The following is a 14,675-nucleotide window of genomic DNA, read 5'->3' as shown; positions in this document are numbered from 1 at the left end:
AGCCATGCGACTTCAGGCATGGTTGGGGGAACGCGGGGGGAACAATGACTTACGGCCCAATCCTGGCGCTGGTGTTCGGCTATCTGCTGGGCTCGATTCCGTTCGGCCTGCTGCTTACCCGCGCCGCCGGCCTTGGCGATGTGCGCAAGATCGGTTCAGGCAATATCGGCGCCACCAATGTGCTGCGCACCGGCAACAAGGGGCTTGCCGCCGCGACTTTGCTGCTCGATGTGCTGAAAGGCACGGCCGCCGTGCTGATAGCAAGCCATTTCGCGCCTGAAGCCGCGATCTGGGCTGGTCTCGGCGCCTTTCTGGGCCACCTGTTCCCGGCATGGCTCGGCTTCAAGGGTGGCAAGGGCGTCGCCACTTATCTCGGCGTGCTGGTCGGCCTTGCCTGGCAAGTCGCATTGATCTTCGCTGTCGTATGGTTGGTGATGGCTTTCCTCTTCCGCTACTCATCGCTGGCGGCGCTGGCTGCTGCCGTGGTGGTACCGATCGCGCTTTATTTCCTGAGCACGCCGCAGATAGCCATTCTGTTCGTGGTGATGAGCATCATTGTCTTCATCAAGCACCGAGAAAACATTTCGCGACTGATTGCCGGCTCCGAAGGCAAGATCGGAGCCAAGGGGTGAGCGAACCGGCCGCCGGGCCGCGTCTCACCGATCGCCAGCGGCTGAGCTGGCTGCGGCTGATCCGCACCCAGAATGTCGGCCCTGCCTCCTTTCGCGACCTGATCAACCGTTTCGGTTCGGCCGAAGTCGCGTTGGAAATGCTGCCGGAACTGATGATTTCCGGCGGCGCCAACCGGATCGTGCGCATTCCTTCCCTTGCCGAGGCCGAGGCCGAGATGGAGGCCGCGCGGCGAGTTGGAGCACGCTTTGTCGGTATTGGGGAGGCGGACTATCCGCCGCTGTTGCGCAGCATGGACAATCCGCCGCCGATGCTGGCGGTCAGGGGCAATGCCGCGGTGTTCCGGTTGCCGGGTGTCGCGATCGTCGGCGCCCGCAACGCATCGCTTGCCGGCATCAAGATGGCGCGCATGCTGGCAGCCGATCTCGGACGAGACGGCTACGGCATCGTCTCCGGCCTGGCACGTGGCATCGACACGGCGGCGCATCAGGGCAGTCTCTTGACCGGTACGGTCGGCGTGCTCGCCGGTGGGCTCGACCTGCCCTACCCGCCCGAAAATGCCGGTCTGTGCGATGACATTGCGGAGCGTGGCGCCATCATCTCGGAAATGCCGTTCGGCTGGCAGCCGCGTGCCCAGGATTTCCCGCGCCGCAACCGCCTTGTCGCGGGCGCCGCTCTTGGGCTGGTGGTGGTTGAGGCAGCACAGCGCTCAGGCTCGCTGATCAGCGCCAGGCTTGCCGGCGAGATGGGCCGGTTGGTCTTTGCGGTACCCGGCTCCCCGCTCGATCCGCGCGCGGCCGGTACCAACGGTCTGCTCAAGGACGGCGCCACGCTGGTCACCGAAGCTTCGGACATTTCCAGGGCGATCCTTCCGCTGACCGGCATGCGGGCGCCTGATCTGCCGCCGTTTGAGGACCCGCCCGACTTTTCGGCCACACCGCCACCAGGCGAGAGCGACCGGGCCAAGGTGATCGAGGCGCTGGGGCCGACACCGGTGCCGATCGACGAGATCATCCGCCACACCGGCCTGCATCCCGCCCAGGTCTTCATGGTGCTGCTTGAACTCGACCTTGCCGGCCGCCTCGAGCGTCACGCCGGTGGAAATGTTTCGCTTGTTTTCGGGGAAGGCTAACCGCCCTCAGTGGCGGCTGGTCTTTCTATCTCCGGTCTCGTCGTAATCCTGCATGTTGGCGTCAAAGAGATCCTTTTGAACAAACTGGCGCCAGACCTCATCCGCGTCCTGCGGGCGCGACGGATCGAAACTCGGCTGGGTCTCGTGCGTATTCGGCAGCGACCGCCGGCGCAGCCAAGCAGGCATGATCTCCAAGATGAGACTGGTGAATTGGGTCATCACGGACTCCTTCGATTGAAGGGATGGACCAGGCCGGTCGATCCACCCAAATTACGCTGGCTCACCGCACCCAGCCAAGCCAAAGCCTCCCCGACGTCGGCAAGCACATGGCGCGCCGCTGTCGGTCCGTGCGGTTTGATGCGGATCGACATGCCGTCCATCTCGTTCACGGCCTCGAAACCATTTTCGTCGGATGTGTCGTCGCCCAGAAACACCGGCCGCCGCCCCTCGAAAGCCGGCAGATCCAGAAAGCGCCTGATGGCCGCTCCCTTTGCTGCCTCCAGCGGCATCAATTCAACGCCGGCATTGCCGGCCAGCACCCGATATCCCGTAGGCAACCTGCCCAACGCCTGTTCGACCAGTTGCGTCGCGCGCTGCAACAGTTGCGGTGCCGCGCGCGTGTGGACTGCCAGGATCGGTCCCTTGCGCTCGATATAAACGTCCGAACTGCCCAGCTCCGCTTCGATTTCCTCGGCAAGTGCCGCAATGTCGGCCGGCTCTCCCGCTGCCTCGACCGGGCCGTCGCGGATGAGCCTGTGCTCAAGCCCATACAGCCCGGCGGCGCGCAATCTGAGCGGCTGGAAAAGATGGTCGACCGCGGCGATCGATCGTCCCGTGATGAACGCCAGAGCTCCATCCAATTGCAATTCGAGCCTCGCCAGCAGCGTACGCAATTCATCGCCGACAACCACCGCATCGGGATGCGCGGCGTGTTCGAGAAGCGTGCCGTCAATGTCCAGGAACAAGGCCCACGGCCCTGTTGGGAGCTCAGGCGCGGGCAGCTTTGGCAGAAGCGACATCACAGCGCCGCCACCCGTCTGCGATCGAGCAGCGAGATCACGTTGCCCGATGAGGTCGGGGCGGCGCCGACGGCGCGATCGACCGCAACGCGTTTGCGCAGGCGCGCGGCATCGAGAAGCATGCTGCCTGCCCACCGGTAGACATTATTGTCGCGAACGACCTCACGCATCCTTTGCATGCGCTGCCGCTGCTCTTCCGACGACATCGTCAAAGCCTGCAACAAGGCGTCGCCCATCATTGTGGCGTCGTAGGGATTGACGATCAGCGCTTCCAGCAATTCCTTGGAAGCGCCGGCGAACATGCTGAGCAGCAGGACCCCCTGTTCGTCATTGCGCGCCGCGACGAACTCCTTGGCCACCAGGTTCATGCCGTCATGCAGGCTCGTGACCAAGCAAACGTCGGCGGCCCGGTAGATTTCGTAGACCTGTTCCTGCGAATGATGTTCCGTGACCATCAGGACGGGAGTGTAGCCGTCGCGGCCATAGCGCCGGTTGAGATCCTCGGCTTGACGCAGACACTCTTCATGCAACTGTTGGTATGCGGGCAAGGTGCCGCGACTGGGTGCCGCGATCTGCAGGAAGGCGACCTTGCCAATCCATTCCGGATGGAGCCTCAGCAGCTCATCGAGTGCGGTAAAGCGATCGAGGATGCCCTTCGTGTAGTCGAGACGTTCGACGCCGACACACAGCCTGACATCGTCCGCCAGCCCGAATTTTTCACGAACATGCCGACGGCATTGCGCCACCTCGGGCAGCTGGGCCTGTCGCGCCGGCTCCCATTCGATTGAAATCGGATACGCGTGAACCAGGCTGATCTGGCCGCCATAGGAGATGGCGGAATCCTCGCGCTCGATCCTGCTCTCCAGGAAGCGGTCGACGCTGTCGATGAAGTTGTTGCAATGGAACTGGGTGTGAAAGCCGACGATCGAACTGCCCAACAATCCTTCTAGGATCTTCTCGCGCCATGGGCAGATGCTGAACACCTCGGAATTCGGCCATGGAATGTGCCAGAAGGTGATGATGATGGCTTCCGGCAGGCGCTCCCGGATCATCCGCGGCAACAGGGCGAAATGGTAGTCCTGGACCAGCACGATGGGCCGCTCGTTACGTGCCTCCGCGACGACGGTGTCGGCGAATTTGCGGTTGACCGCCTCGTAGGCCTCCCAGTCGGACGCACGGAATATCGGTCGGGTGAAGGCTATGTGGCACAGCGGCCAAAGCCCCTCATTGGCAAAGCCGAGATAATAGCCTTGCTGTTCTTCCTCGCTCAGCCAGACACGGCGCAACGTATAGGAAGGGTTTTCGGGCGGCACTTCGACGCGGTCGTTTTCGTCGACCACCAGCGCATCGGCCGAACCGCCGCCATAGGCGATCCATGTGCCCGCACAGGCGCGCGTGATCGGCTCCAGGGCGGAGACCAGCCCGCTGGCGGGTACGACCAGCTGGATGCCGTCGCCGTTGCGGTTATGGATGTAGGGTTCGCGATTTGACACCACGATCACCTGTGCATCGGGAAGTTCCTTCGCCAGAATGTGACGCAACGTTTCCGGCGACCATTGGACGAGGGCGGCGGCCGCAGATTGCCCGTTCTTTTCGAACTCCGGCAATGGGCTGCGAACGGATCCTGCTTCGAGACGGGCGAGCTTCATGTTTCTGGCCCGGCGCGCCCGTGACAGCACCACCGCGAGCGCGACGCATGAGATACCGACAATTACGAGAACGAAGAGCCACAGTGCGGCCGAGGGTACGACCAGGTACGAACTGTTGTCGGGCATTTCGAATTGATTACCTTTCAATGGGACGCGGCAGATCCACCGACAGGAACTCCAGCATCCTTGGCGTGCTGATCCAACGTTCCGCACCCGTGATGGTTCCGATTTTTCAGCTCTTGACCACCAGTGGCACCAATCCTTCATGCGCATCCGCAAGGAAGGCACCGACACGATCCCCCACGCGCTGAAACGTCAGGTCCACCGCCACATGTCCCACCGAGAGATGGCGAATGACAAGATTGTCGATGCCGATCGGCAAGTGCGGCCGGGTCACGTGAATCTCGTTCGTCCAACCGTCGATCTGTAGGCCGAGGCAGGCCTGCATGAGCATGAAGGCGGAGCCCGCGGACCAGGCCTGCGGCAGGCAAGCCACCGGATAGGCAATCGGCGCCTCGCCGGCCGAGCGCGTGAACCCGCAGAACAGTTCGGGTAGCCGCATGTTGAAATGAACCGCGGATTCGAAGGTCCCGCTCATCAACCGCACCACGCTGTCGCGGATGCCGTATCGCGCCAGCCCGGCGGCGCAGATCGCGGTGTCGTGCGGCCAGATGGATCCGTTATGATAGGACATCGGATTGAAGAAGATCGCATCGTCCGCCAGCGTTCTCAGCCCCCAGCCGGAATGGAACGAAGCCGACAGCAGCTGGTCGGCGACCATGCGTGCGCGATCCGGATTGGGAAGGCCGACATAGAGCAGGTGACCCGCATTGGACGTGCGCACCTTGCAGGGCTGGCCATCGCCATCGATCGCCAGCGCATAGTAGCCAAGCTCTTCGATCCAGAAATGGCGTTCGACTTGTTGGCGAATGGCATCGGCGCGCAGCTCCCAATTCTCCGCCCGCTCCTCTTCGCCGCGCAGCCGTGCCAGCTTTGCCAATCCCCGAAATGCTGCAAAGACGTAACCCTGCACCTCGACCAGCGCGATCGGCCCTTTCGGAATGCGGCCGTCCGCATGGAAGACGGAATCGAAGCTGTCCTTCCATCCCTGGTTGGCAAGGCCGGATTCCGCGGCGCGCTGATAGGTAAGAAACCCTGTCGAACGGCTCGCTGTCTCGATCCACTCGGCGGCGGCGCACAGCGATGGCCAAAGGCCATCGATGAAAGCCGTGTCTCCCGTGCGGTCCGCATAGGCGCAGGCGAGATGGATGTAGAGGGGCGTCGTATCGACGCCGCCATAGTAGCGGCCGAACGGCAACTCGCTCAGCGCCGCCATCTCGCCCTTGCGGGTCTCGTGCATGATCTTGCCGGGCTCGGAATCGCTGAAGGGAGAGGTTTCGGTCGCCTGGTGCTGGGCGAGAAAGGCAAGCACGCCACGAGCCAGGCCGGGATTGAGCCAAAGCATCTGCAGAGCTGAAATCACGCCGTCGCGGCCGAAGGCGGTGGAGAACCACGGGATCCCGGCATATGGGTAAGGCCCGGTCGCCAGTTCCGTGGTGAGCAATGCCACATCGGCACGCGCCCGTTCCATCCAATCATTGAAGACGCGGCCTGAACTGTGCAGCGTTGCCCCATGCCGGCGCTTGGCGCGCATGCCGAAACGGGCGCGCGCCGCCGCGGCCCGGAAACGTTCACTTTGCGGGCGGGCCGTTGTCTTGCTCCCCACCTCCACATACAGCGTCTGGCGGCTGCGCTTGGTGACGGCAATGAAGAAATCCGCCCGCTCGGAGGTCAGTTGATCCGGGGGCTGTGAAAACGAAATGGCCGAGGTCCGCACGACCTTGTCCAGCCCTTCGTAGCGGAGCACGACCGAACTCTGGTCGATCTCGGCCGTGTGCGCGGTACCGCGCTTGGAGCGGGTCGAGCCCCGGACTTCGAACATGTCGCGAAAATCAACACCGAAGCGCAGTGACACCAAGACCGTCGAATGCTCCCGGCTATAGTTCGAGAGCGTGATGCGTTCATATAGCCTTTCCTGCCACAGAAGCCTGACCCGCTCGATATGGATCGCGCCCTGCGGAATCTGGCGGCCCGCGGCGCTCTCGATCGGCAGATTGGTCAGGTTGCTGGTGAACAGGACGTTGTCCTGGCTGAGCGATGCGCCCAGCAGCGACAACGATCGTCCGCCAACCGTCAGGCGAAATTCGGAGAGCACGCGCGTGTCGTCGCGGAAGAAGCCGTCGCCGGCGCCACGTATGTCGCCATAGGCGTCGGCGACGGCAAAGCAATCGCCATGCTTGAGAGCGTAAAGCCGATGCGGCTCCCTGGGCGCGGTTTCGTCCAGGGAAGCCAGTGCTATCGCAGGATCGAGCTTGCGCTCGTCGAGTTGGGTAATGGTCAAGAAGATTGTCCCGTGCTGGTTTCCGAACGGGTTGAAGATCTATGAGGCCCTGCTCTCTTCGTGGCCGGTGGTCAGCCGCGAATAGGCCTCGACATAATCCCTGGCCATTCTATCGGCCGAAAACCGCCTTTCGAAGGCCGTCCTTATTCGTCGCCTGTCGAGTTGCAGGAGAGCCGGCATCGAGGCGACGGCATCTTCGATGGTTTCGACGACAAAGCCGGTGACCCCATGATCGATGATCTCGGGCATAGCGCCGCAACTCCAAGCCATGACCGGGGTTCCGCACGCCATGGCCTCGATCACCGCAAGCCCGAAGGGTTCAGGCCAGTCGATGGGAAACAGCAAGGCGGCCGCATTGCCCAGAAACCGGGCCTTCTGGTCCTCACCAATCTCGCCGACATACTCGACCCGGTCGCCATCGATCAGCGGCTGCACGACTTCCTCGAAATAGGCGCGGTCGCCATCGCCGACCTTGGCGGCGAGCTTCAGTTTCAGGCCGGTTCGGCGGGCAATCTCGATTGCCCGGTCCGGCCGCTTGTCGCGTGACATTCTGCCGAGAAAAGCAAGGTAGGTACCGTCCGAACCGGCCTCGAAATCGGCCTCATAAAGGTCAAGCGGCAGCCCGTGATGGATCGTCGCCAGCCAGTTCGCGGATGCGAACCGCGCCCGCTGGCTGCGGGATATGGAAATCATGGGGAACCGCGGGAACCGGTCATAGGCTTGCGCGAGGTCCGCGTAATCCAGCCTGCCATGCGGCGTCGTCACCGTGCGCTGCGGCATATCACGAAAAAACGGGAAATGCAGGAAATGGCTCAGATGGAAATGCACGACGTCGAAGTCGTCGGCCCGTTTGCGCACTTCGTCGAGCATCGACAAATGTGCCGCGATCTCGGACTTCAGCGGACGCGGATCGAGACGAAGCGCCCTTTCGCGGCATGGCACCAGTTTGGCGGAGCTCTTCGTGTCGCCGCTGGCAAACAACGTCACCTCGTGGCCGAGATCGACGAGAGCTTCGGTAAGATACGAGATGATACGCTCGGTACCCCCGTAAAGTCGTGGCGGCACCGATTCGTAGAGTGGTGCGACATGGGCAATCTTCATGTCCCGGCGTCCCTCAATGAGCTGGTCATAGAGCCAAAATGCATCAAGGCCCGGATCGTTCCTATATCAGCGCAAGATGCGTCGAATGATCGATCCGTCCCCTGTTTGAGTAGATCCGCCGCCCTATTTCCTTCTAGTGCTGTCGACCTTGCGCTTGCGGCAGCCGAAGGAGGCCCAGATGCAGCAACCCAGGGATATCGCAGCGCGGCGCCTGAGCATGATCATCGAGCAATATGTCGAGGCCAGAAAACGGCATTTTGGCTTTGTGTCGACTGATCAGGCTGCCCGAGTGATCCGCAGAACCCTGAAGCCCGATCCTTCGGAGCCAGCGCTTTCCGATCACGACCTCGACGACATGGTCGCCGCCCTCGCCGTGAAGAACGGCCTGGCCGTCATCTTCGACCGTGGCGTGCGGGGACCGGCCAACGGCGCTGAGGCCGACCTGAACAGAAAGGAACCGATCATGCGAGCACCGACGGAGACCCCGGATGTTGCCGGCGCGGTGGACGCTATCCTGAGCGATCGCACTGCCCAGCTTTCGATGAGCGCGGTCATCTCGTTGCTGCGCGAACGGACCGGCACCAAGCGATCCGACGCGGATCTGACAGGACTGATCGCCAAGAAAGCCGCCGTTCTGGACGTGCACCTGTCAGGAGGCGTCTGAACGGTCGTTGAGCGCCGCAAGGATACATGGGCAAATCAAAAGCGCTGACATGTCATTTGACGATGGTGAGCGCGATGGGATTCGAACCCATGACCTACTGATTAAAAGTCAGTTGCTCTACCGGCTGAGCTACGCGCTCCCGCGGGCTCGAAAAGGCCGCCCTCGAAATTGCGCGGAACATAGGGAGAGTGCCGCGACCGGTCAACCGGAAAAGAGGGGTTCCAAACCTGCTCTTTGCCCTAATTCGCTGCCCCTTGCTTGTTCCCCCGGGTTCTGGCGAGCAGTCCGGCGGTTTGGGTTTCGTGCGGGAACGGCTGCCTACACGGCGGAACAAATCCGACGCACTGTCGTTTTTGCCAAAGGGACGTTCGCCAACCCTGGAGGAGAATACCAATGAATAGAATCACAACGGGCCTGCTTGCCGCCACCCTTTCGGCGACATTCGTCGCGGCGGAGGTGGTGCCGGTCAACGCCCAGCCCAACTTCGTGCCACTCTCCCAGGCGGCAGCGCCGGATGTACAGACGGTGCAATACCGGGAGTGGAGGAGAAACCGCTCCTTCGACCGCAATTTCTCGCGCAATCGAAGCTTTAGCCGCAACGGTGACATGTATTGGAATGGGCATCGCGGCTATCGTGAATATCGCCGCGGCTATCGCCGTCATGGCGACTACTGGTTCCCGCTGGCCGCCTTCGCGACTGGCGCGCTGATCACCGGCGCGATTGTCAACAACGAGAACAACCGCGTCTATGAAGGCAACTCGCACGTTCAGTGGTGCTACGATCATTATCGGAGCTACCGCGCTTCCGACAACACCTTCCAGCCGAACAATGGTCCTCGTCGGGAGTGCCGCTCCCCTTACTGATCCCTGTTGAGTATCAGTAGCTGGTAATGGTGAGTAAAGGCCCGCGTATAGAAAACGCGGGCCTTGTCGCGTCTATCCTAACATGGTTGGCAGTGGTCGCGTTTGTCAGCTGGCCCAGCTCAGGCTCTTGATAACCAGGTAAAGACCGCCACCTTTGCCGCGGGGAGAGCGGTACGCTCCAACAGCGTCGCAAATCCGTATCATAGCCCCGCTGAGTTCCCATCCGAGTGCTTCGAGGTCGTCGTCGGTATCGACCACGTAAGCCTGCGCCAGCTCGTCGATGCCGTTCTGTTCCCCGAAGGATCGGACCTGCTTTGCGTCCGCAAGGAGTTCGTCGGGCAGGTTGGAGTTCGCCCAGGCCCACAGCCAGTTGCCAGCCATTGTGCTCGTGGAACCTGCGATCTGGATTTCGGCGACGACCGCGACCTTCCCTTCCTGTGAAAACAGCAGCTTCCCCGTTGTCAGGTCGTAGTCATAGCGCGGCCAGTGCCCCAAGTGGAAATCCTTCTCCAGACGGGCGTTCTTCGCGGTAAGCTGTTCGAATGCCTCCGCGCACCAGTTGCTATACCATTCCGGCGTCATTTCCCCCTCGCCAAGCCCTCACCTCAAGGCGATTATGGCACGCTCAATGTCCGGCGCACAGCGTCCCGCCAGCCCGCCAATTTGACGGACCGGGTAGCGGATTCCATGTCTGGCACGAACCGCCGCTCCAAGGCCCAGGTCTTCGCGAATTCCCGCGCCTTCGGCCATACGCCGGCCTTCGAACCGGCAAGCCATGCCGCCCCCAGCGCGGTCGTCTCCAGAATTGTCGGCCGATCGACCGGCGCGTCGAGAATGTCGGCCAGGCGCTGCATGGTCCAGTCCGATGCCACCATGCCGCCATCGACCCTGAGCACCGTCTTTGCCTTGGCGCCCTTCCAATCCTTGTGCATGGCGTCGAGCAGGTCGCGGGTCTGGTAGGCGACGGATTCCAGTGCCGCGCGGGCAAACTCCGCCGGTCCGGTGTTGCGGGTCAATCCGAAAATCGCGCCCCGCGCCTCGGCATCCCAGTGCGGCGCACCGAGCCCGACAAAGGCCGGCACCAGATAGACGTTCTGCGTCGGATCGGCTTCCGCCGCGAGTTTGCCGCTCTGCTCTGCCTTGCCGATCACCTTGATGCCGTCGCGCAGCCATTGCACGGCAGCCCCAGCGATGAAGATCGAGCCTTCCAGCGCATAGGTGGTCTTGCCGTTCAGCCGATAGGCAATGGTGGTCAAGAGTCGGTTCTTCGACCGCACCAGGTCGCTGCCGGTGTTGAGCAACGCAAAACAGCCGGTGCCATAGGTGGATTTCATCATGCCCGGCTCGAAGCAGGCCTGGCCAATCGTCGCGGCATGCTGGTCGCCGGCAACGCCGAGGATTCTGATTTCGGCGCCAAACAGGTTTTTCTCTGTTATTCCATAATCATCGGCGCAATCCTTGACTTCGGGCAGCATCGCGGCGGGGATGCGCAGGATGGCCAGCAGCTCCTCGTCCCAGGCATTCTCCGCAATGTTGTAGACCAGCGTGCGCGACGCGTTGGTGGCATCCGTGGCGTGAACCTTGCCGCCGGTCAGCCGCCAGATCAAAAAGCTGTCGATGGTGCCGGCGAGCAGCTCGCCCTTCTCGGCACGCTTCCTCGCGCCCTTCACCTTGTCCAGCATCCAGGCGATCTTGGTGCCGGAGAAATAGGGGTCGAGCAGCAGGCCGGTCTTGCGGGTGAATTTCTTCTCAAGCCCCTGCTTCCTGAGCTTCTGGCATAGCGGTGCGGTGCGCCGGTCCTGCCAGACAATGGCGTTGTGAATCGGTTTGCCGGTCGCTTTGTCCCAGATGACGACCGTCTCGCGCTGGTTGGTGATGCCGATCGCAGCCACATCCGAAGCGTCGCGGCCGGCATTCTTCAGCGCGGCCCTCACCGTCTCAATGACGCTCGACCAGATCTCCTCCGGGTCGTGTTCGACCCAGCCTGAGGCCGGATAGTGCTGGGCGAATTCCTTCTGCCCGCTGCCTGCGACATTCATCGTGCCGTCGAACAGGATCGCCCGTGTCGATGTCGTTCCCTGGTCGATCGCAAGCACCAAACCGCTCATTCTGCATCCTCCGCCTTAACAAAAAGAAGGGAGACGGCAACGCGCCGCCTCCCTCAATTTCACACGGGCGCGAACGCCCGCATAGATCGTCTTACTTTTGCCAGCTCTTGACCAGTTCGTCGTAGTTGATGGTGACCGGCTTTTCCTTCTCGTTCTCGATCTTGAGCTGAGGCGCGAGATTGCCCTTCTTGACCGCGTCGGCGTTCCAGTAGGCGAGATCATGCTCTTCGGCCATCTTCGGGCCGATATCGCCCTGGACACCCGATTTCTCGATGCGGCTCATGACCTTCTCCTGCTCGCCGCAGAGCGAGTCCATCGCTTCCTGCGCCGTCTTGGCTCCGGACGACGCATCGCCGATTGCCTGCCACCAGAGCTGAGCCAGCTTCGGATAGTCAGGCACGTTGGTGCCGGTCGGGGACCACTGCACACGGGCGGGTGAGCGGTAGAACTCGATCAGGCCGCCGAGCTTCGGCGCACGTTCGGTGAAGCTCTTGTCGTGGATAGTACTCTCGCGGATGAAGGTCAGGCCGACATGGCTCTTCTTCACGTCCACGGTCTTCGAGGTGACGAATTGCGCGTAAAGCCAGGCGGCCTTGGCGCGATCGGTCGGCGTCGACTTCATCAGCGTCCAGGAACCCACGTCCTGGTAGCCGAGCTTCATGCCGTCCTTCCAGTAGACGCCGTGCGGCGACGGCGCCATGCGCCACTTCGGCGTGCCATCGTCGTTCAGCACCGCCTTGGCGCCGGCGTCGACCATCGAAGCGGTGAAGGCGGTGTACCAGAAGATCTGCTGGGCAACCGCCCCTTGCGCCGGCACCGGGCCGGATTCAGAGAAGGTCATGCCTTGCGCTTCGGCAGGCGCGTAGGCTTTCAACCAGTCGAGATACTTCTGGATCGAATAGACCGCCGCAGGACCATTGGTATCGCCGCCGCGGGCGGTGCAGGAGCCGACAGGGCGTGAATTCTCGTCGACCTTGATGCCCCACTCGTCGACCGGCAAGCCATTCGGCAGGCCCTTGTCGCCATTGCCGGCCATCGACAGCCAGGCGTCGGTGAACCGCCAGCCCAGCGACGGGTCCTTCTTGCCGTAGTCCATGTGGCCATAGACCTTCTTGCCGTCTATCTCGCGACCGGTGAAGAATTCGGCGATGTCCTCATACGCCGACCAATTGACCGGAACGCCGAGGTCGTAGCCATATTTCGCCTTGAAGTCGGCCTTGTTCTTCTCGTCGTTGAACCAGTCGTAACGGAACCAGTAGAGGTTGGCGAACTGCTGATCGGGCAGTTGGTAGAGCTTCTTGTCGGGAGCCGTCGTGAACGAGGTGCCGATGAAGTCCTTCAGGTCCAGGTTCGGATTGGTGACGTCCTTGCCCTCACCCGCCATCCAGTCGGTCAGATTGCGCACCTGCTGGTAGCGCCAGTGGGTGCCGATCAGGTCGGAATCGTTGACCCAGCCGTCATAGAGGTTCTGGCCGGTCTGCATCTGCGTCTGGATCTTCTCAACGACGTCGCCTTCCTGGATAACGTCATGTGTGATCTTGATGCCGGTGATGGCGGTAAAGGCCGGCGCCAGCACCTGCGATTCATACTGGTGGGTGGCGATGGTTTCAGAGACGACCTTGATGTCCATGCCGGCGAACGGCTTGGCGGCGTCGATGAACCATTGCATTTCGGCTTCCTGATCGGCGCGCGAAAGCGTCGACAGGGGGCCGATTTCCTTGTCCAGGAAGGACTTGGCTTCGTCCATTCCGGCATAGGCATTGCCTGCCCCCAGCAACAGGACAAGGGCGGTCGTTGACGTTAAAAATTGCCGTCGCATTAGTTTCCTCCACAGTTTTAAGTTTCAAGTGCGATCTGGAGCAGTCGCCGGCACGCGGCCGCTCCAACAGTTTCCCCCTCTATACGTAGCGGAACACGCCGACGGCGTAGACCACGGAGAGAGCGAGAGCCCACCAAAGGTTGGATCCGACGAGACCCAGCCAAGCGAGATGAATAAAGGCACTGCCAAGCAGCGACAGAAACAGGCGATCGCCGCGTGTCGTCTCGAAGCGCAGCATGCCGACGCGCGGATTGCCGCCTGGCGAGGCGTATTCCCAAGCGGCCATGCCGCACAGCAACAGAAAAATGGTGGCGAAGAAAGCGGCCGTCGGCCACGTCCACGCCATCCAGGAGAGGTCGAGATTCATGATCATACCCTCCCCAGGGCGAAGCCCTTGGCGATATAGTTGCGGACAAACCAGATGACCAGCGCACCAGGGATCAGCGTCAGCACGCCGGCTGCGGCAAGGAGGCCCCAGTCCATGCCGGCGGCCGATACGGTGCGCGTCATGGTGGCGGCGATCGGCTTGGCGTCGGTGGTGGTCAGTGTGCGCGCGATCAACAGTTCCACCCATGAGAACATGAAGCAGAAGAAGCAGGCGACGCCGATGCCGCTGGCGATCAGCGGCATGAATATCCTGACAAAGAAGCGCGGGAACGAATAGCCGTCGATATAGGCGGTTTCATCGATCTCCTTCGGCACGCCCGACATGAAGCCTTCGAGGATCCACACCGCCAGCGGCACGTTGAACAGGCAGTGCGCCAGCGCCACCGCAATGTGCGTGTCGATGAGGCCGAAGGCCGAATAGAGCTGGAAGAACGGCAGTGCGAACACGGCCGGCGGCGCCATGCGGTTGGTCAGCAGCCAGAAGAACAGATGCTTATCGCCGAGGAAACGATAGCGCGAGAAAGCGTAAGCCGCAGGCAGCGCCACCGACACCGAAATCACCATGTTCATGACGACATAGGTGATCGAGTTGATGTAGCCGGAATACCAAGCCCTCTGCGTGAAGATGGTGACGTAGTTGGCGATCGTCGGCGTGTGCGGGTAGAGCGTCATCGAGTTGACGATCTCGGCATTGGTCTTGAAGCTCATATTGATGAGCCAGTAAATCGGCAGCAGAAGTACGATGATGTAGAGCGTCGGCACGATCCACCACCAGCGCGATTCCTCGCCGCGCCGGCGCATGCGCCTGTCGAGATCGCTCTGCGACAGTGTACCGGCGAGACTTTCCGAGGCGGTCCCGTTCATCGCATTGCGCTCGGTTCGTTCATTGGCGCCAGCCATT

General features: G+C 61.9%; 14 protein-coding genes and 1 tRNA gene. 4 read left to right on the top strand and 11 right to left on the bottom strand.

What is annotated here, in order from left to right:
* The first annotated feature begins 44 nt into the window (after positions 1-44).
* Together plsY and dprA are read left to right on the top strand one after the other, a co-directional pair.
* The gene (gene plsY, locus FJ936_RS14570) at positions 45-632 is read left to right on the top strand and encodes a glycerol-3-phosphate 1-O-acyltransferase PlsY (RefSeq protein WP_015317748.1); all 588 of its coding nucleotides are present in this window, start codon (positions 45-47) and stop codon (positions 630-632) included.
* Entirely contained in the window at positions 629-1,762 is a 1,134-nt protein-coding gene (gene dprA, locus FJ936_RS14565) for a DNA-processing protein DprA (RefSeq protein ID WP_015317747.1), read from the top strand. Before plsY ends, dprA begins: the two co-directional genes overlap by 4 nt.
* Before the next feature lie 6 nt (positions 1,763-1,768).
* Here the strand turns inward: dprA and FJ936_RS14560 are convergent, their stop codons facing one another.
* The 5 genes from FJ936_RS14560 to FJ936_RS14540 form a co-directional block, all read right to left on the bottom strand.
* Positions 1,769-1,981 (bottom strand): hypothetical protein, encoded by a 213-nt coding sequence (locus tag FJ936_RS14560; RefSeq protein ID WP_015317746.1) that lies wholly within the window; start codon positions 1,979-1,981, stop codon positions 1,769-1,771.
* Positions 1,981-2,781, bottom strand: coding sequence for a trehalose-phosphatase (gene otsB, locus FJ936_RS14555; RefSeq protein ID WP_015317745.1), 801 nt, complete (start codon positions 2,779-2,781; stop codon positions 1,981-1,983). The genes FJ936_RS14560 and otsB overlap by 1 nt, the downstream gene beginning before the upstream one ends.
* Complete coding sequence (locus FJ936_RS14550; protein WP_140616347.1) at positions 2,781-4,556, bottom strand: trehalose-6-phosphate synthase; 1,776 nt, start codon at positions 4,554-4,556, stop codon at positions 2,781-2,783. Before FJ936_RS14550 ends, otsB begins: the two co-directional genes overlap by 1 nt.
* A 106-nt stretch (positions 4,557-4,662) precedes the next feature.
* Entirely contained in the window at positions 4,663-6,825 is a 2,163-nt protein-coding gene (locus FJ936_RS14545; RefSeq protein ID WP_140616516.1) for an amylo-alpha-1,6-glucosidase, read from the bottom strand.
* Positions 6,826-6,870: 45 nt separating this feature from the next.
* Complete coding sequence (locus tag FJ936_RS14540; RefSeq protein WP_015317742.1) at positions 6,871-7,932, bottom strand: glycosyltransferase family 4 protein; 1,062 nt, start codon at positions 7,930-7,932, stop codon at positions 6,871-6,873.
* A 217-nt stretch (positions 7,933-8,149) separates the two neighbouring features.
* Between FJ936_RS14540 and FJ936_RS30510 the strand changes: the two genes are divergently transcribed.
* On the top strand, positions 8,150-8,596 hold the full coding sequence (locus FJ936_RS30510; protein WP_224527789.1) for a hypothetical protein: 447 nt from the start codon (positions 8,150-8,152) through the stop codon (positions 8,594-8,596).
* Between the two features lie 63 nt (positions 8,597-8,659).
* On the opposite strand, the gene FJ936_RS14525 is transcribed toward FJ936_RS30510, so the two are convergent.
* A tRNA-Lys gene (locus FJ936_RS14525) sits at positions 8,660-8,735 on the bottom strand.
* Between the two features lie 254 nt (positions 8,736-8,989).
* Here FJ936_RS14525 and FJ936_RS14520 point away from each other — a divergent pair.
* Positions 8,990-9,460 (top strand): BA14K family protein, encoded by a 471-nt coding sequence (locus FJ936_RS14520; protein ID WP_015317740.1) that lies wholly within the window; start codon positions 8,990-8,992, stop codon positions 9,458-9,460.
* 105 nt (positions 9,461-9,565) lie between these two features.
* Here FJ936_RS14520 and FJ936_RS14515 read toward each other — a convergent pair whose 3' ends face one another.
* The 5 genes from FJ936_RS14515 to FJ936_RS14495 all read right to left on the bottom strand — a co-directional run bounded on the left by FJ936_RS14515 (position 9,566) and on the right by FJ936_RS14495 (position 14,674).
* On the bottom strand, positions 9,566-10,042 hold the full coding sequence (locus tag FJ936_RS14515) for a DUF6882 domain-containing protein (protein WP_140790181.1): 477 nt from the start codon (positions 10,040-10,042) through the stop codon (positions 9,566-9,568).
* 32 nt (positions 10,043-10,074) lie between these two features.
* Complete coding sequence (gene glpK, locus FJ936_RS14510) at positions 10,075-11,568, bottom strand: glycerol kinase GlpK (protein ID WP_015317739.1); 1,494 nt, start codon at positions 11,566-11,568, stop codon at positions 10,075-10,077.
* Positions 11,569-11,659: 91 nt separating this feature from the next.
* A complete protein-coding gene (locus FJ936_RS14505; RefSeq protein WP_015317738.1) occupies positions 11,660-13,387 on the bottom strand; it encodes an ABC transporter substrate-binding protein in 1,728 nt (575 codons plus the stop codon).
* A gap of 79 nt (positions 13,388-13,466) precedes the next feature.
* The gene (locus FJ936_RS14500; protein ID WP_140664195.1) at positions 13,467-13,754 is read right to left on the bottom strand and encodes a DUF2160 domain-containing protein; all 288 of its coding nucleotides are present in this window, start codon (positions 13,752-13,754) and stop codon (positions 13,467-13,469) included.
* A gap of 2 nt (positions 13,755-13,756) precedes the next feature.
* Positions 13,757-14,674, bottom strand: coding sequence for a carbohydrate ABC transporter permease (locus tag FJ936_RS14495; protein ID WP_015317736.1), 918 nt, complete (start codon positions 14,672-14,674; stop codon positions 13,757-13,759).
* Position 14,675 lies beyond the last annotated feature (1 nt).

The sequence above is a fragment of the Mesorhizobium sp. B2-4-13 genome, assembly GCF_006658535.1.
Taxonomy (GTDB): domain Bacteria; phylum Pseudomonadota; class Alphaproteobacteria; order Rhizobiales; family Rhizobiaceae; genus Mesorhizobium; species Mesorhizobium australicum.
Note: the sequence above shows the minus strand (reverse complement) of the source record. Positions and strands in the feature narration are given on the sequence as shown.

What these genes read in the sequence shown, in the direction of transcription:
- plsY (WP_015317748.1), top strand. Translation starts at nt 45, where the DNA reads ATGACTTACGGCCCAATCCTGGCGCTGGTGTTCGGCTATCTGCTGGGC.
- FJ936_RS14560 (WP_015317746.1), bottom strand. Translation starts at nt 1,981, where the DNA reads ATGACCCAATTCACCAGTCTCATCTTGGAGATCATGCCTGCTTGGCTG.
- otsB (WP_015317745.1), bottom strand. Translation starts at nt 2,781, where the DNA reads ATGTCGCTTCTGCCAAAGCTGCCCGCGCCTGAGCTCCCAACAGGGCCG.
- FJ936_RS14550 (WP_140616347.1), bottom strand. Translation starts at nt 4,556, where the DNA reads ATGCCCGACAACAGTTCGTACCTGGTCGTACCCTCGGCCGCACTGTGG.
- FJ936_RS14540 (WP_015317742.1), bottom strand. Translation starts at nt 7,932, where the DNA reads ATGAAGATTGCCCATGTCGCACCACTCTACGAATCGGTGCCGCCACGA.
- FJ936_RS30510 (WP_224527789.1), top strand. Translation starts at nt 8,150, where the DNA reads ATGATCATCGAGCAATATGTCGAGGCCAGAAAACGGCATTTTGGCTTT.
- FJ936_RS14520 (WP_015317740.1), top strand. Translation starts at nt 8,990, where the DNA reads ATGAATAGAATCACAACGGGCCTGCTTGCCGCCACCCTTTCGGCGACA.
- FJ936_RS14515 (WP_140790181.1), bottom strand. Translation starts at nt 10,042, where the DNA reads ATGACGCCGGAATGGTATAGCAACTGGTGCGCGGAGGCATTCGAACAG.
- glpK (WP_015317739.1), bottom strand. Translation starts at nt 11,568, where the DNA reads ATGAGCGGTTTGGTGCTTGCGATCGACCAGGGAACGACATCGACACGG.
- FJ936_RS14505 (WP_015317738.1), bottom strand. Translation starts at nt 13,387, where the DNA reads ATGCGACGGCAATTTTTAACGTCAACGACCGCCCTTGTCCTGTTGCTG.
- FJ936_RS14500 (WP_140664195.1), bottom strand. Translation starts at nt 13,754, where the DNA reads ATGAATCTCGACCTCTCCTGGATGGCGTGGACGTGGCCGACGGCCGCT.
- FJ936_RS14495 (WP_015317736.1), bottom strand. Translation starts at nt 14,674, where the DNA reads ATGGCTGGCGCCAATGAACGAACCGAGCGCAATGCGATGAACGGGACC.